The organism is Streptomyces sp. NPDC003379 (genome assembly GCF_053589195.1).
Genome location: NZ_JBSFRK010000041.1, coordinates 1 through 22,893 on the forward strand (window position 1 = coordinate 1; position 22,893 = coordinate 22,893).

Annotated in this window: 17 protein-coding genes; 11 read left to right on the forward strand and 6 right to left on the reverse strand. The window is 70.2% G+C overall.

Going from position 1 to position 22,893, the window contains the following annotated elements:
- Nucleotides 1-228 precede the first annotated feature (228 nt).
- From ACWDVB_RS31130 to ACWDVB_RS31140, 3 genes are all read left to right on the forward strand, one after another.
- Nucleotides 229-525: a peptidase inhibitor family I36 protein gene (locus ACWDVB_RS31130; RefSeq protein ID WP_451519644.1), complete on the forward strand. Its 297-nt coding sequence runs from the start codon at nucleotides 229-231 to the stop codon at nucleotides 523-525.
- Nucleotides 526-635: 110 nt separating this feature from the next.
- A complete protein-coding gene (locus ACWDVB_RS31135) occupies nucleotides 636-1,715 on the forward strand; it encodes a hypothetical protein (RefSeq protein WP_451519643.1) in 1,080 nt (359 codons plus the stop codon).
- Between the two features lie 2 nt (nucleotides 1,716-1,717).
- On the forward strand, nucleotides 1,718-2,827 hold the full coding sequence (locus tag ACWDVB_RS31140; protein ID WP_451519642.1) for a hypothetical protein: 1,110 nt from the start codon (nucleotides 1,718-1,720) through the stop codon (nucleotides 2,825-2,827).
- Between the two features lie 60 nt (nucleotides 2,828-2,887).
- On the opposite strand, the gene ACWDVB_RS31145 is transcribed toward ACWDVB_RS31140, so the two are convergent.
- Together ACWDVB_RS31145 and ACWDVB_RS31150 are read right to left on the reverse strand one after the other, a co-directional pair.
- Entirely contained in the window at nucleotides 2,888-3,283 is a 396-nt protein-coding gene (locus ACWDVB_RS31145) for an NUDIX hydrolase (protein ID WP_451519641.1), read from the reverse strand.
- A 72-nt stretch (nucleotides 3,284-3,355) separates the two neighbouring features.
- Complete coding sequence (locus ACWDVB_RS31150) at nucleotides 3,356-4,729, reverse strand: MFS transporter (protein ID WP_451519640.1); 1,374 nt, start codon at nucleotides 4,727-4,729, stop codon at nucleotides 3,356-3,358.
- A 678-nt stretch (nucleotides 4,730-5,407) separates the two neighbouring features.
- Between ACWDVB_RS31150 and ACWDVB_RS31155 the strand changes: the two genes are divergently transcribed.
- From ACWDVB_RS31155 to ACWDVB_RS31175, 5 genes are read left to right on the forward strand one after another with little or no spacing between them, the layout of a single operon-like run.
- Entirely contained in the window at nucleotides 5,408-11,476 is a 6,069-nt protein-coding gene (locus ACWDVB_RS31155) for an acyltransferase domain-containing protein (RefSeq protein WP_451519639.1), read from the forward strand.
- Nucleotides 11,473-13,317, forward strand: coding sequence for a non-ribosomal peptide synthetase (locus ACWDVB_RS31160; RefSeq protein ID WP_451519638.1), 1,845 nt, complete (start codon nucleotides 11,473-11,475; stop codon nucleotides 13,315-13,317). Before ACWDVB_RS31155 ends, ACWDVB_RS31160 begins: the two co-directional genes overlap by 4 nt.
- A 35-nt stretch (nucleotides 13,318-13,352) precedes the next feature.
- Entirely contained in the window at nucleotides 13,353-15,137 is a 1,785-nt protein-coding gene (locus tag ACWDVB_RS31165) for a beta-ketoacyl synthase N-terminal-like domain-containing protein (protein WP_451519637.1), read from the forward strand.
- The gene (locus ACWDVB_RS31170; RefSeq protein WP_451519636.1) at nucleotides 15,134-16,396 is read left to right on the forward strand and encodes a cytochrome P450; all 1,263 of its coding nucleotides are present in this window, start codon (nucleotides 15,134-15,136) and stop codon (nucleotides 16,394-16,396) included. The genes ACWDVB_RS31165 and ACWDVB_RS31170 overlap by 4 nt, the downstream gene beginning before the upstream one ends.
- A 3-nt stretch (nucleotides 16,397-16,399) precedes the next feature.
- The gene (locus ACWDVB_RS31175) at nucleotides 16,400-17,095 is read left to right on the forward strand and encodes a formyltransferase family protein (RefSeq protein ID WP_451519635.1); all 696 of its coding nucleotides are present in this window, start codon (nucleotides 16,400-16,402) and stop codon (nucleotides 17,093-17,095) included.
- Nucleotides 17,096-17,179: 84 nt separating this feature from the next.
- Here the strand turns inward: ACWDVB_RS31175 and ACWDVB_RS31180 are convergent, their stop codons facing one another.
- Complete coding sequence (locus ACWDVB_RS31180) at nucleotides 17,180-17,440, reverse strand: GlsB/YeaQ/YmgE family stress response membrane protein (protein WP_451519634.1); 261 nt, start codon at nucleotides 17,438-17,440, stop codon at nucleotides 17,180-17,182.
- A 110-nt stretch (nucleotides 17,441-17,550) separates the two neighbouring features.
- On the opposite strand from ACWDVB_RS31180, the gene ACWDVB_RS31185 reads away from it, so the two are divergent.
- The gene (locus tag ACWDVB_RS31185; protein WP_451519633.1) at nucleotides 17,551-18,531 is read left to right on the forward strand and encodes a YihY/virulence factor BrkB family protein; all 981 of its coding nucleotides are present in this window, start codon (nucleotides 17,551-17,553) and stop codon (nucleotides 18,529-18,531) included.
- A 96-nt stretch (nucleotides 18,532-18,627) separates the two neighbouring features.
- A complete protein-coding gene (locus ACWDVB_RS31190) occupies nucleotides 18,628-19,176 on the forward strand; it encodes a phosphatase PAP2 family protein (RefSeq protein ID WP_451519632.1) in 549 nt (182 codons plus the stop codon).
- Nucleotides 19,177-19,192: 16 nt separating this feature from the next.
- On the opposite strand, the gene ACWDVB_RS31195 is transcribed toward ACWDVB_RS31190, so the two are convergent.
- Entirely contained in the window at nucleotides 19,193-19,585 is a 393-nt protein-coding gene (locus ACWDVB_RS31195) for a VOC family protein (protein WP_451519645.1), read from the reverse strand.
- Between the two features lie 436 nt (nucleotides 19,586-20,021).
- Between ACWDVB_RS31195 and ACWDVB_RS31200 the strand changes: the two genes are divergently transcribed.
- Entirely contained in the window at nucleotides 20,022-21,230 is a 1,209-nt protein-coding gene (locus ACWDVB_RS31200; protein WP_451519631.1) for a serine hydrolase domain-containing protein, read from the forward strand.
- Between the two features lie 11 nt (nucleotides 21,231-21,241).
- Here the strand turns inward: ACWDVB_RS31200 and ACWDVB_RS31205 are convergent, their stop codons facing one another.
- Together ACWDVB_RS31205 and ACWDVB_RS31210 are read right to left on the reverse strand one after the other, a co-directional pair.
- The gene (locus ACWDVB_RS31205) at nucleotides 21,242-22,414 is read right to left on the reverse strand and encodes a zinc-dependent alcohol dehydrogenase (RefSeq protein ID WP_451612008.1); all 1,173 of its coding nucleotides are present in this window, start codon (nucleotides 22,412-22,414) and stop codon (nucleotides 21,242-21,244) included.
- Nucleotides 22,411-22,884, reverse strand: coding sequence for a hypothetical protein (locus ACWDVB_RS31210; RefSeq protein ID WP_451519236.1), 474 nt, complete (start codon nucleotides 22,882-22,884; stop codon nucleotides 22,411-22,413). Before ACWDVB_RS31210 ends, ACWDVB_RS31205 begins: the two co-directional genes overlap by 4 nt.
- Nucleotides 22,885-22,893: the final 9 nt, after the last annotated feature.

A 22,893-nucleotide genomic window follows, 5' to 3' on the forward strand; every position in this document is an offset into this window, starting at 1 on the left:
CGGGGACCGGCGCATCGCTGCGCCGCCGACGCCCCCTCGGTCGCTCCCCGGGCCACGCGCGCCGCGCCTACTTCCGTGCGCTCCCTCCTGTGAGGGATCGCGGCACGCCGAACGGATCGGCGCGCTTTCAAGGGAGTTCGCGGCGCCTGAGCCCAGGACCCCACGAGCCCACGAGCCCGCGAGCCCGCGAGCCCACGAGCGAACGAGCGAACGAGCGAAGGAGCGTCAATGAGGGAGAAGTTCTCTGCACTGCTCGTGGCGGGAGCCGCCGTGGCCGCCGCCGCGATGCCGGTCTCCACGGCACACGCGGCTGACGGGTACGACCGGTGCCCCGACGGCTACTACTGCATGTTCTCGGGCCTCGACGGGACCGGCGACATGATCAAGCTCGCTGTGACCTCCTCCGGCCCGACGGGCAAAGGCAACTTCTTCCCCAGCTACCGGGACTTCTTCAGCTCGGTGCAGTTCGACGGGCCGGGCGGTCCGAGCTGCGGCACACCACCTGGCGAACTGCCCGGTGGTTGATGGGTGAGGTGCTGGCTCCCCTATTGAGGAACATACGGACGGCTGTGTGACGTCTGTTCACGGCTGGTGAACGCCCATAGGCTGAGCGACCTTCACGTTGGGGAGGTCTCGTGAACGGTCTCCGTGCGGTCATCGTCTGCCTTGTGATCACATGCGCCACGTTGGCGTCGCCGGCCGCGGCCGTGACGCCGGGCTGGTCGGCGCTGCCGGTGCCGGCGGCGGCCCCGCCGGTGACCGTGTCTGATCTCGCCGCCCGCGGGCCGGGCGAGGCATGGGCGACCGGGTACGAGCACACCGCCGATGGAGTGCGGCCGATGCTGTACCGGTGGGACGGCAAGGCGTGGAGCCGGGACACCACCTTCCCCGGCGCCGGTGAGCCTGGCTCGCTCGGCAAGGCGCAGGTCGTCGGCGAGGAGGTGTGGATCCTCCGCAGCCGCGAGGGAGTGAGGGAGATCCTGCGCCGGTCGGCGGGGGAGTGGAGTACCGTCCCGCTGCCGCAGACCCTGCGGATCTACCAGGACTTCACCGCGGTACCGGGCGCCGCGTGGCTGGTCGGTGAGGACGACACCGGGGTGAAGGTGTTGCACTACGACGGTTCCGGCTGGACCACGCAGTCCATCCCGGACGGTGTGCTGTACGTGATGGGGATCAACGCGCGCACTGCCAACGACGCCTGGGCCTGGGGGAGTTCCAGCGACGGGACCACCGTCCTGCGCTGGGACGGCACGGCGTGGCGGGACGCGAAGGTGGCGCTGCCGCCGAACAGCAACGTGCACACGATCCTGTCCGAACCGTCCGGCAGGGCCACGATCGGCGGCAGCCAGTACACCGACAGCGGGGGCCGCACCTACCTGATGACCTGGAACGGGCACGCCTGGCGCACCACCTACCCGCCACTGGGCGACACCTACACCGAGGCCATGGTGCGCGGCCCGGACGGCGCGCTGTGGCTGCCGATGCGCAGCGACCGCGCGTTCCAGTCGAAGTACGCACGGGTGGACGGCTCCCGCACCACCTTCTCCTACGGCCCGGAGCGCACGAACGCGATCGACGTCACACCGCGTGCGCTGACGAAGGCCGGCTTCTCACTGCTGTCCTTCGGGACCGTCGAGATCTACGGCTCGAAACCCAACCTGCTGAGCGAACGGCTGGCACTGAGAGCGGGACCGGGACCGGGACTGGGAGGCTGAACATGGCACGTCGACTTCTCATCGCGGCCCTCGCTGTCGCCATGACCCTCGTGACCGTCATGAGCACGGCCGCGGCGGAACCCCCGTCCTGGCAACACGTGCCGGTCCCGGCAGAGGTGCGCCCACAGGCCGGGCTGAACGAGGCCGTGGCGCTCGGGCCGGACCGGGCGTGGGCGGTGGGCGCCGACGCCGTCGGCCGTCAGGCGCCGGGCTTCCCGCTGATGCTGCGCTGGGACGGAACCGCGTGGCAGCGCCAGAGCCTGCCCGGGATCCGCTGGCAGGGAGAGCTGCTGTCCATCGCCGCGACCTCACCGACCGCGGTCTGGGCGGTCGGCCGCGACTCGGCGGGCGGCGCCCACCTGCTCCGCTCCGACGGCACCGCCTGGTCCGAGAGCAGGCCGCCGCCCGGTGTCGTACTGACCAAAGTCGTCGCCGGCGGCGGCGAGACCTGGCTGATCGGTTCGCGGGACGGCGCGCAGGTACTGCTGCGCCGGGACGGGCGCGGCTGGCGGGACGTGCCGGTGCCGCCGGGATTCGTGTACGGCCTGCACATCCTGGCGGCCGACGACGTCTGGGCCGCGGGCGCCGGCGAGTCGGGCGCGGCCGTGTCGCACTGGAACGGCGAGGCGTGGCAACAGACCATCGTGAGCGGGTTCCCACGGGCGGCCGTGGGCAGTGTGCTCGCGGTCTCGCCGACGGAGGTGTGGGCAGGCGGCACGGCCGGGTTCATCGGCGGCCCGGCGGGCAAGCCGATTCCGCCCCTGCTGGCCCGCTGGGACGGGCAGTCGTGGAACCGGGTGACCGTGCCCGCCGACTTCGGCGGGATCACCTCACTGGCGCCCGACGCGTCCGGCGCGCTGGCCTGGGTCTCGGTGACCCGCTCGCAGAAGTGGGGTCCGCCGGGCACCTACCCGCCACTCGTCCCCGGGCCGGACTTCCTCGCCTGGAACGGAAAGTCGTTCACCGAGCACAGCGAACCGACGGTGGCCGGGGAGGGCGACTCCTCGAACCTGCGCCTCGCGCCGGTGCCGGGCACGGCGACGATATGGTCGGTGGGCCGCGCCGCCGGCCCCGAGGCCACCTTCGCCCCACGCGTCCTGCGGTTCGGCTGAGATGACGACCCTTGCGGATACGCGTCTCCGCAGACCGCTCGGAGGCTGCTGTGGCGGCCGTCAGCTCAGCTCTCCGGACGCGCGGAGGTCGTCGAAGAGCAGTTGGTCCACCGGCGGTACCCGGCCGCGATCGTCGTACGAGAACCAGGCCACCTCGTCGATCTCACTGCTGGGGGCCAACTCCCCGTCGTACTCGGCGGTGTAGCAGGCCATGCGCACCGTGACGCGATCCGGGAGGCCCGGTGCCCCCGCCTCGTACGTCCCCACATGCGCCACCGTCTCCGCGTCGAGGGAGACCGTCAGCTCCTCCTTGATCTCGCGCACCAGGGTCTCCAGGTCGCTCTCGGCGCCCTCGCGCTTGCCGCCCGGGATGTAGAAGACGTCCTTGCCGCGCGGGCGCGCACACAGAATCCTGCCGCCCTCGACCCTCACCCAGGCCACGGTGTCGATCAGCACCGGAAGCGCCCTCTTTCCTTCTCGTCCCAAGACCGGCCGAGAAGGAACCCTACCGATACGCCACGGTGCCGTTCACGTCCCCGGGCCTGAGCCGGGGGAGACATGACGACCTGCCAGGGCGATCACCGCCGCCCCGAGAACGCAGACGACGCCGGCCGCCAGATAGGCGAGGTGGTAGCCGGTGAGCCGGTCGTCGCTGGTCGCTGCGATCAGGACCATGACCGCCACTCCGATGCTGGCGCCGATCTGCTGCGCCACGACGTTCACCGCGCCGGCGACCGCGTGCCGCTCCGGCGCGACGCCGGTGAGCGCGGCGGACGTCATCGAGGGGAAGTTCAGTCCCTGGCCGATGCCGCTGATCACCAGGCCGGGCAGCACGTGCAGTACGTAGCTGCCGTGGTGCGGTGTGCTCATCCACAGCGCTGTTCCCGCGCCGATGAGGACGAGGCCCACGGCCATCAGCGTCCGCTGGGAGTACTTGGCCAGCAGGCGTCCGGTGGCGAAGTTGGCGGTGAGGAACACGGCCGCCGACATCGGCACCAGTGCGAGGCCCGACTCGAGCGGGGAGTACTTCAGCATCCCCTGCAGATACAGCGGCGCGAAGAACAGCATCCCGACCGAACCCATGTACTGGAGGAACGCCGCCAGGCTCGCGGCCCGTACCGACGCGACCCGGAAGAGGCCGAGCGGAAGCACCGGGTCGGCGGTGCGGTGCTCACGTACGACGAAGAGCAGCAGGAACACCACCGCGACGCAGAGCGAACCCCATGCCAGCGCGCCGCTACTGCTCGCGCCGACGACCAGCAGGATGAGGCCGAGCGTGCCCGATATCGCACCCGGCAGATCCAGCCGGCCGCCGCGCCCGGCACCACCGGGCAGCCCGGCGCGCGTCGCCGCCAGCACGGCCGCCCCCACCAGCACCGAGAACCACAGCACCGACCGCCAGCCGAAGAACTGGGTCAGCACACCGCCCAGCAGTACCCCGCCGCTGAAGCTCGCGGCGCCGACCGCCGCGTACACACTGAGTGCCCGGTTGCGTGCCGGACCGGCCGGAAACACCTCGGTCAGCAGGGCCAGCGCGGCCGGACCCGACAGGGCCGCGCCGATGCCCTGGACCGCCCGCGCACCGAGCAGCACCCAGGTGTCCGGCGCCAGAGCCCCGGCCAGCGCGGCCACCGTGAACAGGGCGACACCCCATTCGAACACCCGCCGTCGGCCGAACACATCGGCCAGGCGGCCGCCCACGAGCAGGAAGCCGGCGAACGTGACGGCGTAGGCGATCATCACCCACTGGAGCGTGGTGTCGTCCAGGCCGAAACGCTCCCCGACGGACGGCAGGGCGGCATTGAGTACCGCGAGACCGCTCACGTCCAGCGCGAGCGCCCCGGCCAGCACCCCGAGTGCCAGGCCCGGCCTGTGCTGTGGCATCACCTCGGTACTGGTCACGCGGGCTCCCCGAGGAACTCGTCGCCGACTGTGTCCGACATGCCGGGCCGCACGGCCGAAAGAAGGTGTGGGGAATGTCTGGATAAGGTGCCGTCGGTACCCGGGGCGCGAGCCTCAGCCGGCGTCGGCTCGTGTTCCATGATTTTCATGCCGAGCAGCTTGCAATGCCGCTCGCCTGCTGTCCAGGCCGACCCTGACGCGTATGCGATCAAAGCGCATGGCGCACAGGGGTGTTGGGCGAGAAGAGACCGAACCGGTCACTCCGGGGATCAAATCACGCCAGTGCGCCTGCCGACCCGCGGATCACTCTTGTTTCACCATTCACAGGGTGGCAGTCTGCTGATCGCCGGTCGGGCGAGATCCTGAGCAGATCCCGATCTGATTCAGCCAGAACGACTTAACGGGGGTCGGGTCGCGGTGCAGGTACGAGTCTCTCCACAGTCATGCCTTCCTGAGTCGTATCGCGAATCCCTTTACCACTGACGGGACTTCCTCACGTCCGGGCTCCACCGCGACGCTCGACACGTCGAAGCGAATCTTCCGTGTCATGAGCCATCCCCATTTCCCGAGCCGCTGCGATTCCTGCCGCTCTTGCATGGCTGACGAAGTTTCCGAGCCCTCGATCAGCCGGCCGCATGCCTTACCGGTATTTTCCGTACGCCCTGCCGAGGAGCCGAAATGCCCCAAGAGCACGCAGCACGAGATTCGCATGACATAACGGATTTTCTGCTGTCTCGCGTTGCTGAGCTGATGGACACGTCCAAGGACGCGGTGGATCGCTGGGCACCGATGCACCAGTACGGCCTGGACTCGCTGAAGTTGTCGACTCTCGCCGCCTCGCTGTCCGAATTCCTCGGCTGGAGAGTTCCGGTCACCTGGATGTGGCAGTACCCGACACTCGGCGAGCTGTCCCGTGCGCTCGTCGACGGTCCGCGTACCGCGGAGACCGCGACCGCGGCCCCGGGCAACGACCGCCGTGTCGCGTCGCACGAGCCCATCGCGATCGTGGGCATCGGCTGCCGGTTCCCCGGCGGACCCGACCCGTCCACGTTCTGGCAGCTGCTGACCGAGGGCGGCGACGCCGTCGGCCCGGTGCCGGCCGCACGGCGCGAACTCATCGGCGACAAGGCGCGCTGGGGCGGGTTCATCGACGGCATCGACCAGTTCGATCCGCTGTTCTTCGGCATCTCACCCCGCGAAGCCGTCCAGATGGACCCGCAGCAGCGCCTCGTACTGGAGCTGGCCTGGGAGGCGCTGGAGGACGCGGGTGTCGCGCCCCACAGCCTCGTCGGCAGCGACACCGGCGTGTTCATGGCCTCCTGCTGGGGCGACTACGCCGCGCTGGCGCACTATCGCGGCCCCGACAGCCAGATCACCCCGCACACCGCGACCGGCATGCACGACGGCATCATCGCCAACCGCGTCTCCTACATCCTCGGCCTCCAGGGCCCGAGCATGGCCATCGACGCCGCCTGCGCCGGATCGCTGGTCTCCGTGCACGTGGGATGCCAGTCGATCTGGATGGGCGAGAGCGAGCTGGTGCTGGCCGGTGGCGTGAACCTGAGCTTCGTCTCCGACTACTACACCGCCATGGACGCGATGGGCGCGCTCGCCCCGGACGGCCGCTGCAAGTCGTTCGACGCCCGGGCCAACGGATACGTACGTGGTGAGGGCGCCGGAGTCGTCGTGCTCGCCCCGCTGAGCGTGGCCCTCGAACGCGATCTGCCCGTGTACTGCGTGATCAAGGGCAGCTCGTCCAACAACGACGGTCTGAGCAACGGCATGACCGCGCCCAACCCCCAGGCGCAGGAGCTGATGCTCCGCAACGCGTACCGGCGGGCAGGCATCGCGCCGTCCCTCGTGGACTACATCGAGTGTCACGGCTCCGCGACCCCCCTCGGCGACCCGATCGAGGCCAATGCCATCGGCGCCGTCCTGGGCGGCGACCGCACGGAGCCCCTGCGGCTCGGTTCCGTCAAGTCCAACGTCGGACACCTGGAGGCGGCGGCCGGCATCGTCGGCCTCGTCAAACTCGCCCTGTCGATCCGCAACGGCGTGCTGCCGCCGAGCCTGCACTACACCGCCCCGAACCCGCAGATCATGTTCGACGAGTACAACCTCACCGTCCAGGACCGGCTGACGCCGTGGCCGCGACGGTCCGACGCGCGCCGGGGAGGCGTCAGCTCGTTCGGCTTCGGCGGCGCGATCTGCCACGTCGCCGTCGAGGAGCTGCCGCGCCCCGAGAGCTCGCTCCTCCTGCTGGCCGCGGACTCCAAGGAGGAGCTGGCCGAGCGGGCCTCGGCGCTGCGCGACGAGAACGACCTGCGGGCCCTCTGCGGTCGGACGCCCGGCGACGGCAGCTTCCGGCTCGCGGCCGCCGCCCGCGACATGACCCGACTCAGGGCGCAACTCGACGCCTTCAGCGCCGGCGCGACCGCCGACGGACTGAGCGTCGGGGAGATCACCGGACGCAAGCCGCGGGTGGCGTTCCTGTTCTCCGGCAACGGTTCGCAGTGGGTGGGCATGGGCAGGCAGCTGCTCGCCGGCCATCCCGTGTTCCGACGGTCCATGATGAAGTCCGACAAGCGGATGCGGGAACTGCTCGGCTTCTCACTCGTCGATCAGATGCTGTCGGCCGACGGCCGCATCGACGACATGGACGTGTTCCAGCCGCTGCTGTTCTCCCTGCAGGTCGCTCTGGCCGACACCTGGCGCTCGCTGGGGGTGGAGCCGGACGTCGTCACCGGACAGAGCGTCGGTGAGTTCGCCGCCTCCCACATCGCCGGTGCGCTCGACTTCGAGGACGCCTCGCTCCTGGCCGCCCACCACGGTCGGCTCCTCCAGCAGCTGGCCGTCGGACGCGGCGACGGCATCGTGGTCATGACCGGTGCGGACGTCGTCAAGCAGTATCTGACCGGCCGGCTCACGGTCGCCGGTCACAACGGCCTGAACTCCACACTGGTCACCGGCACACCGCAGGAGATCGACGGACTCGTCCAGCGGCTGACCGAAGAGGGCCTCACCAGCCATCGCGTACGGATGGGCCACGCACCGCACTCGCCGCTGGTCGACCACGTACTCGCCCCGCTGAAGGTCGAACTCGCCGGCATCAAGCCGCAGGCCACGCGCATCCCGATGATCTCCACGGTCACCGGTGAACTCGTCGACGGCGCGGAGCTCGGGCCGGACTACTGGGCGAACAACCTGCGCCAGGAGATCCGGGTGGTCGACGCCCTGACGACCCTGCGCGACCACGACATCGACGCCGTGATCGAGCTGAGCCCGCACCCCGTACTGCTCAAGTCCGTGTCGGAGATCCTGTCGGCGACCACCCTGCCCTCGCTCCGCCGCGGCGCCGACGAAGCCTCGACCCTGCTCGGCTCGCTCGGCGCGCTCTACACCGCGGGCCTTACCGTCACTCCCGGCCCGTTCACCGCGGGCGACCGGGGACGCCACGCCGTGCCGACCCGGGGCGACGTCGCGGCCGACGAACAGGTGCACCTCGTACCCGTCACGGCGCGCACGGCGGACGCGCTGGCCGCCACCTGCCGTGAGCTGTCCAACCATGTCGAACGCGACGCGGGCCTGCGGGTCTCCGACCTCGCCTACACGCTCGCGACCAGGCGTACCCACCACAACCAGCGGATAGCGCTGTTCGCCCGCAACCGTCAGGACGTCCTGGACGGACTCGCCCGGGTCGCCGCCGGTCAGCCACACCCCGATGTCGTGATGGGCACGGTCGCCGGCAACAGCGACCGGCGGGTGGCGCTGGTGTTCTCCGGCGGCGGAACCCAGTGGGTCGGCATGGGCCGCGAACTCATGCGCTCGCACGCCGGATTCCGTACGTGGATGAACGCCTGCGACGCCGCCGTGCGCGCGGCCGGCGGCTGCTCGGTGCTCGACGAGCTCGCCGCTCCGGCCGACCGGGCCAGGTTCGAGGAGATGGACTTCCAGCAGCCTGTTCTCTTCGCCTTGCAGGTCTCGCTGGCGAAGGTCTGGCTCGCACTCGGCATCCAGCCGACCGCCGTCGTCGGGCACAGCCTCGGCGAGGTCGCGGCCGCCTGCGTCGCCGGTGCGCTGTCGCTGGAGGACGCCGCCCGCGTCGTGGTCGCCCGGTCACACCTGCTCGAACGCGTGGCGGCCCCGGGCGCCATGATCTCCGTCGACCTGCCGGAGGAGGAGCTGCTGCCGAGGCTCGCCCCGTACGCCGAGCACGCGGCCGTCGCCGTGGTCAACAGCCCCACCAGCGCGGCCGTCTCCGGCTCGCCGGAAGCCGTCGACGCCCTGGAGGCCGACCTGCGGCGGGACGGGATCTCGACCCGGAGGATTCGCGTCGAAAGGCCGGTGCACAGCCCCGGCATGGACCCGCTGACCCAGCCGCTGCGCGAACTCATCGACGGCATCACCCCACGGACGAACATCATCCCCTTCCGTTCCACAGCACTGGCCGACACGGTGAACCCGGTCGCCGACGTCGACTACTGGGTGCACAACCTGCGCAACCAGGTCCGGTTCGCCGAGACGATCGGTGCCTTGGTCGACGACGGCGTCGGCACCTTCATCGAGATCGGCCCGCACGAGACGCTGCGCGGCGCGGTCGAGGAGATCGCGCTGACCCGTGGGGCCCAGGTGCACGCGATCAACTCCCTGCGGCGCGAGGAGAGTGACGTCCGCTGCCTGCTGGGGGCCGCCGCGTCGTTGTACGTCAGGGGCCTCCCGCTGACCTTCGACTCGTTGTTCGCCGACGACGTCGAGGTCGTGGAGACCCCGCTCGTGCAGTGGCAGAAGGACCGCTACTGGCTGGACACCACGCCGCGCCCCCAGGTCGCGCCGTCGTCGGCACCGGTCGCCCAGACCGTCACCGAGTCCGTGGTCGCGACCGTGGCCCAGCCCGCCGTGGAGGCCGTGGCGGACAGGCCGCTGGAGGAAGTCGTCCTCGGCGAGATCGCCGACGCGCTGGGCGTGGCGGCGAGCAAGTTCGACGAAGGCGCCACCCTGCGGGACTTCGGCCTCGACTCGATGCTGGCGATCCGCCTCGTCAACAGGTTGCAGTCGCTGTACGGGCAGCGGGTGTCGCCGGTGGTGTTCCTGGACGGCCGGACCATCTCCGAGGTCGTCGCCCACGTCGTCGAGGCCGTCGGCCGACCGGCAACGACCACGGCGGTCGAGCCGGAGCCGCAGCCGGTGCCGCAGCCGGTGCCGGTGCCGGAACGAGCACCAGGACCAGAACGAGCACCAGCACCAGCACCGGAAGCCGAGTCGACCCGGACCTTCCTCGACGACCTCTCCGAGCTGGACGCCGAGGAGCTGGTGGACGAACTGGCCATGCGCGGGTTGCTGGAAGCCACCGACGCACCGGCGCTGGACCAGCTGCGCGCCGACGGCCTCGGTCTCCGACTGGCACCGGCCTCGCACGGCCAGGCCTCGCTCTGGTTCATGCAGCAGGTCTCGCCGGACGCCGTGCCCTACAACTTCATGGTGGCCGCCCGGATCCGGACCGAGGTCGACGAGCAGGCGCTCGACCGCGCCGTACAGGCTGTCATGGAGCGGCACCCCGCCCTTCGTACGCTCTTCGTCGAGGCCGGCGGCAGCCCGCACCAGGTCATCCTGGACGAACCGGTGTACGAGTTCGTGGTCGTGGACAGCACGGACCTGGACGACGAACAGGCCCGCGAGGACCTGGCCGAGTACGGCCACCTGCCGCTGGACCTGGACAACGGGCCGCTGGTGCGCGTGGTGCTGATGACTCGTGGGCCCGCTGACCACTACCTGCTGGTGCTCGTGCACCACATCGCGTCGGACGCGGCATCGGCCGATGTGATGATCCGCGAGCTCCAGGAGTTCTACGAGGGCGCCGACCCCGCCGACAGAGAACCGGTCGCGCCCTACACGGAGTTCGTCGAGTGGGAGCGGCAGTGGCTGGCGGGACCGGCGGCCGACGCGGCACTGAGCTGGTGGTCGCGGAAGCTGGCCGACCCGCCCGCCCACCTCGACCTGTCCACCAAGGAGCGCCCCCCGGGCGTCACCTACGAAGGCCGCGACCTCACGTTCCGCTGGAGCGCCGAAGAGACCCGCCTGCTCAGGGAGTTCGCGGTACGCGAAGGCGTGTCGATCAGCACGGTCGTGCTGGCCGGCTTCTTCGCCACGCTCAACCGCGCGGCCGGAGTCCAGGACTCCGTGCTGGCCACGGCCATCGCCCAACGCGCCGAACCCGGCTGGGAGTCCGCCATCGGGTACTACCTGAACACGGTGCTGGTGCGGGCGAGACCCGCCGCGGACCGTAGCTTCCGGGACCTGCTGAGCGAGGTCCACTCCTTCTCGCTCGGCCTCCTGGAGCACATGAACTACCCCCTCGACCTGCTGGCGTCCCGGCTGAAGCCGCCGAGGGCCGAGGGCCGCTCCCCGTGGTTCGACGTGGTGGTGAACTGGCTGTCATCGGACGCCTTCCCCCGGTCCGTCAAGCTCTTCCACGGCATCGGCGACACCATCGCGCCCGACAGCGCCCTGCCGCTCGAACCGCTGCACGTGCGCAGACACCTCGCCAAATTCGACCTGGAGATCTCGATGGCCGACATCGACGGCGAGGTCGTCGGCCACATCCAGTACAAACCGAGCTACCTAGAGAGGCAGACCGTGACGGGACTGCTCGCGCTCTACCGCACCGTGCTCTTCGACTCGATCGCCCACCCCGACCTGGCACTCCGGGACATCGCGCGGAGCGGCCGCCCCGAGGAGACGGACCAGTGACCGAGACCCTGCACTCCGAGTTCATCGAACAAGCGGTCAAGAACCCGCACGCGCCCGCCGTCTACTCCGACGCCGGCGTCCTCACCTACGGCGACCTGGACGAGCGGTCCCGCGAACTGGCCGAACGGCTCGTCGCCGAGGGCGCGGGGCCCGGTGTCCCGGTCGGCATCTGTGTCGAGCGCACACCCGACCTGCTCGTCGGCATCCTGGCCACCCTGCGCGCAGGCTCCTGCTACCTACCCCTGGACCCGAGGTATCCGGCCGAGCGGCTGACCTTCATGGTCCGGGACAGCGGGACCCGCCTGCTGCTGACCACGCCCGCGTCCCGGGCCAACTGCCCCGCGGGACCGACCGTGGTCGTGCTGGACGGGACGGTGACGACCGAGCCCGGCGAGCGGCCCGTGCCGATCGTGCCCGGCGACACCGCGTACATCATCTACACGTCGGGATCGACCGGCCGGCCCAAGGGCGTGGCCATTCACCACAGCGGCTGCGTCGCCATGCTGTCCGAAATGGACCGGGTCTTCGAAGGCTGCGACCTGAGCGGCGTCTCGGCGGCGAGTTCGGTCTGCTTCGACATGTCCGTGATGGAGATCTTCGCCGCGCTGTGCCGCGGCGGCGCCGTCGTGCTCGTGGAGACCGCCGTCCACCTGCCGGAGAGCCCTTACGCCGACAGGATCACCCACCTCAACGTCGTCCCGTCGGTGATGAACGGCCTGCTCGACGCCGGGTACCTGCCACCGAACGTACGCACGGTCGTGTTCGGCGGCGAACCCCTGCGGCGCAAGCTGGTCGACCGGGCGTACCAGCAGACCAGTGTCGAGCGGGTCTTCAACGCCTACGGCCCCACCGAGGGAACGGTCTTCTGCTCGTTCAAGCTGGTGCCGGAAGAGGACACCGACGAACCCTCGATCGGCACGCCGTCAGCCGGCGCCCGTGCCTACGTGCTCGACGAGGACCTGAAGCAGCTGCCGGCCGGTGTGCCCGGTGAGCTCTACATCGGCGGCGTCGGCCTCGCCCACGGCTACGTCAACCGGCCGCGCACCACGGCCGAACGGTTCGTGCCGGACCCGTTCCTGGACGGCGAGCGCATGTACCGCACCGGTGACGTCGTCACGTTCACCGACGACGGCGAACTCCAGTTCGGCGGCCGCACCGACCACCAGGTCAAGCTGCGCGGCTACCGCATCGAGCTGGAAGAGGTCGAGGCCCGGCTGACCGGCTGCCCCGAGGTCAGGGAAGCCGCCGCCGTCGTACGGGGCAACAGGCTCATCGGCTATGTCGTGCCCGAGAGCGACCCCGAGAGCGATCCCGAGGGCGGCCCCGGGGACGGCGTCCGGCGGGACGCCGCGCTCCAGACCACCATCACCGGCAAGCTCGCCACCGAGCTGCCCGACCACATGGTGCCGGGGACGATCGTGTTCCTGACCGCGCTGCCGTTGGCGCCGGGCGGAAAGCTGGACCGCGCCGCGCTTCCCGAGCCGCCGGCCGCCGACACCGGCCCGCCCGCGACGGCCGCCGGCACACCGACCGAGGTGGCCCTGTCGGAGATCTGGGGCCAGCTGCTCGGCCTCGAACCGGCGGGCATCGACGTCAAGGCCGCCTTTTACGACCTCGGCGGCGACTCCCTGCTCCTCGTCCGGCTCGCCAGGCTGATGACCCGGCGGTTCGGCCGCCGCGTCCGCGTGCCCGACCTGTTCAGCTTCCGCGACATCTCCTCCCTCGGCCGCTGGCTCGACGACGAGAGCGGCGCCACCCCCGAGGTGGTCCAGTCGGCCCGCCTGCGCGGCAACGCCCGTCGCGCCGCGCTGCGCGGCCGCGCCACCTCCACCGGCGGCTGAGCCACCCCGACCCGACCCGAAGCAGGAGCCTTCCCATGACCGAAAGCCCCGAGCAGGACTACGACCCGGGCGATGTGGCCGTCATCGGCATGTCCCTCCGCGCGCCCGGCGCCAGGACCAAGGAACAGTTCTGGGACAACCTCGTGCACGGCAGGGAGTCCGTGTCGTTCCTCGCCAAGGACGACATCCACGTCGACGAGACCCTGATCCACAGCCCGTCCTACGTGCGGGCCTGCGGCGTCCTCGACACGTACGACAAGTTCGACCCGTCGGTGTTCGGCATCAGCGACCGCATGGCGGCCGCCATGACCCCGGAGAACCGGCTGTTCCTGGAGAGCGCGTGGGAGACACTTGAGGACGGCGGCTACGACCCGGACCGGGTCACGGCCGAGATAGGCATGTACGGCGCCAACAACCCGCAGACCGCCGCGCTCTACAGCTCCCCGCCGGACCGGGTGTCGGTCGGCCCCGAGGCGATCGAGGCGAGCCTGGCGTGGTCGCCGGACACCATGACGTCCAACGCGCTGTACTACATGGGCCTGACCGGCGAGGCCGTCACCGTCGCCGCGGTCTGCGCCGGCTTCCACTACGCGGTGCACCTCGCCTGCCAGTCGCTGCTGCTGGGCCAGACCGACATGGCGGTCGCCGGTGGCGCCATGGTCCGGCTGCCGCACCCCCGCGGTCATCTGTGGGAGGAGAACCGCATCCTGTCCAAGGACGGCCACTGCCGCCCCTTCGACGCCAACGGCACCGGCACCGCGCTGTCCAGCGGTGTCGTCACGGTGCTGCTGAAGCCGGTGGCACAGGCCGTCGCCGACCGCGACCACATCTACGCCGTCGTCAAGGGCACGGCCATCAACAACAACGGTGTCAGCGCGATGGCCTACGGCCTGGCCCAGCCCGAGCGGCTGAGCGCGTGCATCGCCAACGCCATGGAGGTCGCCGGCGTCACCCCGGACACCGTGTCCATGTACGAGGCCAACGGTCTCGGCATGCCGATGACCGACGAGCTGGAGGTGCACGCGGCGAGCATGGCGTTCGGCAAGCAGACCGGCACCACCTCGATCGGCGGGGTCAAGGGCAACGTGGGCCACGGCGGTGTGGTGTCGGGCGGCTTCGGCGCGATGAAGACCGTGCTGGCCCTGCACCACAAGAAGCTCGCGGCGACGATCAACCTGACGGAGGTCAACCAGGACCTCGACCTCCCCAGCACCCCGTTCGTGCCGCAGCTGGAATCGGCGGACTGGGAGCCGGAGTCCGGAATCCGCCGTGCGGGCGTCACCTCGCTCGGCGGCGGTGGCTACAACGCGCACCTCGTTCTCGAGGAGGCGCCGGCCGTCGCCGAGCGTGCCCCCGAGGCCGTCGGCAGGCCACGCCTCGCCACGCTCTCCGCCCTGGACGACGAAGCGCTGGCGCGTCAGCGCGGGAGGCTGAAGGAGTGGCTGGTCGCCAACCCCGGCCTGCGCCTGGACGACATCTGCTTCAGCCTCACCATGGGCCGCAAGGTGATGGACCGCCGGTGGGCGGCCGTGGTCCGCAGCCGCGCGGAGCTGATCGAGGCGCTGTCCGCCGACACCACCCGCGGCCCGGCCGCCACGACCGGCAACGCCCCGCGGGTGGACCTGGGCTCCTTCCACCGCAACGACAACGGGATCGTGCACTCCGGACAGGACCCACAGGCACTGTCCGATCTGGCCGCCGCCTGGGTGAACGGCCAGCAGGTGGACTTCGCCTCCCTGCACCAGGGGGAGACCAGCCACCGCGTGCCACTGCCCACCTATCCGTTCCAGCCGCGCCGGTTCTGGCGTACGGACTGGTGACCGTGAGCACACCGGCACTGGACACCGTGGACCTGGGCGACCCGAACACCTTCGCCGACCACGACCTCGACGACTTCTGGCGCACCCTGCGGGACACCGCCCCGGTGTACTGGAACCCTCCGGCCGACGGCCGCCGCGGGTTCTGGGTGCTCTCCCGCTACGACGACATCATGGCCACCTACCGGGACAACGTGAACTTCACGTCCGAGCGGGGCAACGTGCTCGTCACGCTGCTCGGCGGCGGTGACGCCGGTGCGGGCCGGATGCTGGCCGTCACCGACGGGCACCGGCACCACGAGCTGCGCAAGATCCTTCAGCGGGTGCTCTCGCCGAGGGTGCTCGACGAGGTCGCGCGGACGGTACGGACCAACACCCGGGAGCTGCTCCGCGAGGCGGTCGGGTCCGGCGGCTGCGACTTCGCCGAACAGATCGCCAGCCGGATCCCGATGACCACGATCTCGAACCTGCTCGGCGTGCCCGAACAGGACCGGGACTTCCTTCTCGCCCAGACCAAGACCGCGCTGTCGACCGACGGCGCGGGCGTCGACGAGGACGTCGACGAGGACGTCGACGGGGTCGACTCCGAGATGGCCCGCAACGAGATCCTGATGTACTTCATGGACATCGTCGAGGAGCGGCGGGAGTCGCCGGGCGACGACGTGATCAGCATGCTGATCGGCAGCTCCATCGACGGTGTGCCGCTGTCCGACGAGGACATCGTGCTCAACTGCTACAGCCTGATCATCGGCGGCGACGAGACCAGCCGGCTCACGATGATCGACTGCGTCGGCACGCTCGCGGACCGGCCGGAGCAGTGGCGTCGGCTCAAGCACGGTGAGGTGGGGATCGACACCGCCGTGGACGAGGTGCTGCGCTGGGCGTCACCCACGATGCACTTCGGGCGCAGTGCCATCAAGGAGACCGAACTGCACGGCGTACGGCTGCGGCCGGGCGAGATCGTCACGCTCTGGCACGCCTCCGGCAACCGGGACGAACGTACCTTCGACCGGCCCGGGGAGTTCGACCTCGGCCGTACCCCCAACAAACACATGGCCTTCGGCTATGGCCCGCACTTCTGCGTCGGCTCGTACCTGGCCAAGGTGGAGATCTCCGAACTGCTCATGGCCCTGCGGGACTTCACCACCGGCTTTGAACGGACCGACGAGGCGCTGCGCATCCGGTCCAACTTCCTGACCGGGTTCTCCACGATGCCGGTGCGGTTCCGTCCCGATCACTCCGGACTGAAAGAGATCGGCTGAGTGATGAATATCTATATTTCAGGGCAAGGGGCATTCGCGGTACAGGTTGCGGAGGCGCTGCTCGACGAAGGACACCGGATCGTCGGTGTGGCCGCACCCCGGCTGCGCAAGGGGCAGTCCGACGAGAGCAACGCGCTGTCCTGGGACCGCCTGCGCTCCTGGGCCTACCCCAGGAGCATTCCGTGGACCGACTCGGCCGAGCTGCGCGCGATGCATGTCCCGGACGGCGTGGACATCATCGTCGCCGCGCATTCGCACGCCTTCCTCGGCCGCCGGACGCGTGCCAGGGCCGCCGTCGCCACCATCGGCTATCACCCGAGCCTGCTGCCGCTGCACCGCGGCCGGGACGCGATCCGCTGGACGATCCGCGACGGTGACAAGGTGACGGGCGGCAGCGTCTACCACCTCACCGAGCGCACCGACGGCGGCCCGCTCGCCGCCCAGGAGCACCTGTTCGTGCCCCCGGGCTCGACCGCGCAGAGCCTGTGGCGCGACCACCTGGCCCCGCTCGGTGTGCGGTTGCTGTTGAAGGTGGTCGGCGACCTCGCCGAGGACAGGCGGATCGAGGTCCCGCAGGACGAGAAGCTGGCGACCTGGGAGCCCGCGATGGGCGCGCCGCCGCTGTTCAAGCCCGAACTCATCGCGCTGCCCGGAACGGCGTACGTCGATGGCAGCAAGTGGGCGCTCCACGCACGGTGAAAGTCGGCCCGCAGGAAGCATCCGGGGAGTCCGGATCACCTGCGGGCCGACCTCGCGTCGGGGAGCGGTGCGCCTTGGGCGGAGTCAGGCGTGTCGTCGGGCCCACAAGGGAGTGACCAGAGAGATGAGGACGGCGGCGACGCCGATCTGGAAGATGTGCCTGATCCAGTCGATGCCACCGGTGTCGCGTACGCCGAAGCCGCTGGCGAGCGCGTTGCCGGCGACGGCGCCGACAATACCCAGGAGAACCGTCATCCACAGGGGGATGGGCTGACGGCCGGGCAGCACCAGCTTGGCCAGCAGACCGATGATGAGCCCCGCGATGATGGCCCACAGGAACGACATGACATCTCCTCCTGTCTGAAACTGTGCAGAACGTACAGCCCCGTGTGCCCTGCAGACCGCACCGTATGCGTCGCTGTTTCCATCCCGGCGTGATCGGTTACCCATCCGGCATGGCACGGACACCGGAATCACCTGACCCTCACGGCGCGCCCGAAGAGCCGACTTCCCTGCCGAAGAGGTCGTGGCGCGCGGTGCTGAAGCGCACAGTGAAGGAGTTCAAGGACGACGAGCTCGCCGACCGGGCCGCGGCCCTGACGTATTACGGCATCCTCTCCCTCTTCCCGGCTCTGCTGGTGCTGGTGTCCCTGCTCGGTATCGCGGGCGAGTCCGCCACCCAGCAGGTGATGGACAACCTGCGCGACCTCGCTCCCGGCCCTGGCCGGGACATCATCTCCAACGCTGTGCAGCAGCTGCAGGGCAAGGGCGGCACCGGCTCGATCATGGCCGTCGTGGGTCTGGTGCTGGCCGTGTGGTCGGCCTCCGGCTACATCGCGGCGTTCATCCGCACCTCGAACGCCGTCTACGACATGCCCGAGGGCAGGCCCGCGTGGAAGGTGCTGCCCCTGCGCCTGGGCCTGACGGTGGTCCTGATGGTCCTCACGGTCGTCAGCGCGCTGATCGTGGTGTTCACCGGCCCCCTGGCCCAGCGGGCAGGCTCGGCGCTGGGAGTCGGCGACACGGCCATGACGGTGTGGTCGATCGCCAAATGGCCCGTCCTCGTCCTGCTCGTCGTCATCATGATCGCGATCCTGTACTGGGCCTCGCCCAACGCCCGGGGCCGCGGCTTCAAGTGGGTGACCCCCGGCAGCTTCCTCGCGCTGCTGCTGTGGATGATCGCCTCGGTCGGCTTCGCGTTGTACGTGGCGAACTTCGCCTCCTACAACAAGACCTACGGCACCCTGGCCGGCGTCGTCGTCTTCCTGGTGTGGCTGTGGCTCACCAACCTCGCGATCCTGCTCGGCCTGGAGTTCGACGCGGAGATGGCCCGCCAGCGGGCCATGGAGGGTGGCCACCCCGAGACCGACGAGCCGTACGTCGAACCGCGCGACACCGCCAAATGGACCGAAGAAGACCGCCGCCGTCTCGACTGAACCCATCGGCACGGCAGGCATGACGGGCACCCCAGGCATGACAGGCACGCCAAGCACGCCAGGCATGACAGGGCCGGGAGGGGGAAACTGCCACACATGATCGGCTTGACGGACCTCAAAGAAGGCGACCGGCGGCTCACCCGTCGCATGGCCCACTGGACCTCGCCCCTGACGCGCCACGTACTGCCCGCGGTGGAGTCGGCGGCCGAACGCACCAAACTGTGGTGGGCCGCCGCGGCGATCATGTCCGCCACCGGCGGCTACCGGGAACGGAAGGCCGCGGTCGCGGGACTGGCCGGCATGGGCGTCGCGGGGCTGGTCTCCAACACGGTGTGCAAGCAGCTCTACGAACGACGCAGGCCGCCCGAGGAGCTGATCCCTCATGACGATGTCAAGGATCGCCCGGACAGCTCCTCGTTCCCTTCCGGGCACACCGCGGCAGCCGTCGGCTTCACCGCCGCCGTGGCCGCGACCAGCCCCGGCTGGGGCGCTGTCTGCGCGGTCCCCGCGGCGGCGGTCGCGGTCGAGCGGGTGCACTCCGGCGCGCACTACCCCACCGACGTGGCCGTCGGCGCCGTGATCGGGCTGGCCGGCGCCTGGCTGGTCCACAGCACACCCAAGCTCCTGCTGCGGCACTGGCTGTGAAGTGCCTGCCGGCCGCCTACTGGGGCTCGGTCGCGAGCTGGATCAGGTTGCCGCAGGTGTCGTCGAAGACGGCGGTGGTGACCGGGCCCATCTCCAGGGGCTCCTGGGTGAAGCGGACACCGAGGCCGCGCAGCCGCTCGTACTCCGCGTGCACGTCCTCGACGGCGAACTGTGCGAGCGGGATGCCGTCCTCGACGAGTGTGTCGCGGTACGGCTTGACGGCCGGGTGGGCCGCGGGCTCCAGGAGGAGTTCGACGCCGCCGGGCTCGTCGGGCGAGACGACGGTCAGCCACCGGTCCTTCTCGCCCACCGGGACGTCGTGCTTCTTCACGAAGCCGAGGATCTCGGTGTAGAAGCGCAGGGCCTCGGCCTGGTCGTCGACGAAGACGCTGGTCAGATGGATCTTCATAGGGTGCTCTCCGATGCGTCGGGCGGGTCGGTCACGAGGCCATCGCTCGGTGATCCGCCGGGGCGGGGCCCTGTTCACATCATGGAACTTGTAGCGGCCTTCCCGCCTGGTCTCGACGAGCCCGGCGGCCTCCGGCACGGCGAGGTGCTGGGAGACCGCCTGGCGCGAGATCCCGAGCCGGTGCTTCATGCTCAGCCGCGAGCAGATCTGGAGGTCGGCCAGTGCTTTGACCAAAGTCATAGGCGCACCCCCGCTGTGGTGGGGTTCTCCGTACCTTCCGTCAGGGGGGTGCCTCCATGGCCCGCCGCTGTGCTCCCATGGGTCAATGATCTTGGGGCGGGCGTACTGCCGGCCACCCGTTCGACAACCCGACACCCCGCCACCGCAGGGATGTCGGGTGCTGTCGTACGCCTTCCGGCGATGTGAGGCAACCACCATGACGCAGCCGCGAAACTCCACCACACGTGACGCCAAGGGCGTCCGCAGAGTCGCCCTGGGCGCGGTGACGGCGCTCGCCGTCACGGCGACCCTGGCGATGCCGCTCTCCACCGCATGGGCCGACTCCGGCACCCACAAGGCCGGTTACGGCCGGGCGGACCTCCAGCGAGACCTGGACGGCATCGTCCGCGAGGACGGAGTGGTGGGCGCCCAGGGCACGTTGGTGAACGGAAAGCACCGCAGCTCCGTGAGCAGCGGCACCGCCGAACTCGGCACCGACCGGCCGGTCCCGCGCCAGGGCTACTTCCGCATGGGCAGCAATACCAAGACCTTGGTCTCCACCGTGGTGCTGCAACTGGTCGGCGAAGGGCGCATACGCCTCGACGACACCGTCGACCGATGGCTGCCCGGAGTGGTCGAGGCCAACGGCAACGACGGCAGGCGGATCACCGTACGGCAGTTGCTGCAGCACACCAGCGGCCTGCCCGACTACGACGACAGCCTGCCCATCACCGACGAGGAGGAGTTCCAGAAGCACCGCTTCGACCACTACGAGCCGCGGGGCCTGGTCGACCTGGCCCTGCGGAACCGGCCCCTCTTCGAGCCCGGCGAAGGATGGAGCTACTCCAACACCGGTTACATACTGGCCGGAATGATCATCGAGAAGGCGACGGGCCATCACTGGAGCGACGAGGTCCGCACCCGGATCATCGAACCCCTCGGCCTCAAGCACACCTTCTCGCCGGGCGGGCGCACCGGCCTTCCCCAGCCGCACGCCAAGGCGTACCAGCAGTTCAAGCCGGGGGGCCGACTGGTCGACAGCACCGAGGTGAACATGACGTGGGGCGGCTCGGCGGGCGACCTCATCACCACCTCGAACGACCTCACGCGCTTCTGGCAGGGCCTCCTCGGCGGCAAGCTGCTGGAGCGGAAGCAGATGGCACAGATGTTCAAGACGGTGCCCGCCCCCGACGAGGCCAGCAAGGTGGTCCAGGAAATGGGGCTCGGCGTCTTCCGGACGCGGCTCAGCTGCGGAGGCGCCTACTGGGGCCACGGCGGGACCACCCTCGGCCATCTGAACACCAACGGCTTCGTCGACAAGGGCAAGAGGGGAGTCATCGTGATGCGCTCCACCAGCATCGCCGCCGATGACCGTGACGACCGTACCGACCGGCTCATCGACGACGCCTTGTGCGCGACGAAGTGACCGCGCGCTGCTCACGTCGGCCGGATGACAGCGCGTACGCAGCCGTCCTCCTTCTCCTTGAACATCTCGTACGCCCGCGGCGCCTCGTCCAGTGAGACGCTGTGGGTCGCCAGATGGGACGTGCTCAGCTCGCCCGCCGCCATGCGCTCCAGCAGCATCGGGATGTAGCGCTGCCCGTGCTGCTGGGCGCCCCGTACGGTCAGGCCCTTGTTGATCACGGCGCCCAGGGGGAACTTGTCGACGGCCCCCGCGAACACTCCGAGGACGAAGACGGAACCGGCCTTGCGGCAGGCGTGGATGGCCTGCCGCACGGCGGTGGGGCGGTCCGTCTGGAGCCGCAGCTGCTGCTTCGCCCGGTCGTAGAGGTCGACCGGGCTGTCGCTGTGCGCCTCCATGCCGACCGCCTCGATGCACACGTCGGGGCCACGGCCACCGGTGCGTTCCCGCAGCTCGGCTCCGACATCGGTGCTCGTGTAGTCGATGACCTCGCTGCCGATGTGCCGCTCCGTCATCTCCAGCCGCTCCGGGATCCGGTCGATGGAGATCACACGCTCCGCGCCCAGCAGGATCGCGGCGCGCGCCGCCATCTGGCCGACCGCCCCGCATCCCCACACGGCGACCACGTCACCGGGCTGCACACCCGCCAGGTCGGCGCCCATCCAGCCCGTCGGCACGGAGTCGGACACGAACAGCGCGCTCGTGTCGTCGATGCCCTCGGGGACGGGGAAGGCGCCGTGGTCGGCGAAGGGCACGCGTACGTACTCGGCGTGGCTGCCGCGCAGCCCGCCCATGGCGTGCGAGTAGCCGAAGATGCCGCCGGTGTCGGCGCCGAAGAGGGCCTGGCCGATGCCGGGGTTGGTGTTCGTGTTGTCGCACAGGGACCACAGGTCGTTGGCGCAGTACCAGCAGCGGCCGCAGCCGACGAAGGACGAGACCACCACGCGGTCGCCGACGGAGTGCCGGCGCACACCGGCTCCCACTTCGACGACCTCGCCGAGGAACTCGTGACCGATGACGTCCCCGGACCGCATGAAGGGGATGTATCCGCCGATGAGATGCAGGTCGGAGCCGCAGGTGGTGCCCGCGAGGAGCCGTACGATCACGTCCTGCTCGTTGCGCAGGACGGGGTCGGGCACCTGCTCGACGCCGAGCTTGTTGACGCCTTCCCAGCAGAGAGCCTTCACAGCACTCCCTCCCCGCCCGCGCGCCGGCTCAGCAAGCCGACGAGTTTTCCACCGGGCGTCTTGCGTGTGGTGGGAGGCGCGTCGGGCCGCATGACCTCACCCGTCTCCAGGAGCGCCTTGGCCTCGCGCAGGGCGCGGCGCAGATCCTGGCGCGGGTCCGCACCGGCGAGCCGTGCGGGCACGGACCGCGTGATCTTCGACTGTGGCGCTGCGAAGCGCACGGCCAGCTCCGTTCCGCGATCCCCCGGCGCGGGGCTGGTCCGGGTCTCGATCCGTTCGCCGTACTCCCGCAGCGGCGACGGCAGCTTGTCGGCCTGCACGTCGGCCGGTCCCAGATTGATCGTCACCGTCAGCCATCGGTCCGCGGCGGCCGGATCCGCCGGGCGCGCCTTGTGACGTCGCGCGACGACGGCGGCCCCGGCGGCGAGTCCGGCGGCGGCCCACAGTGATTTTCCGGCGGTCATGGTCATGGTGGTTGG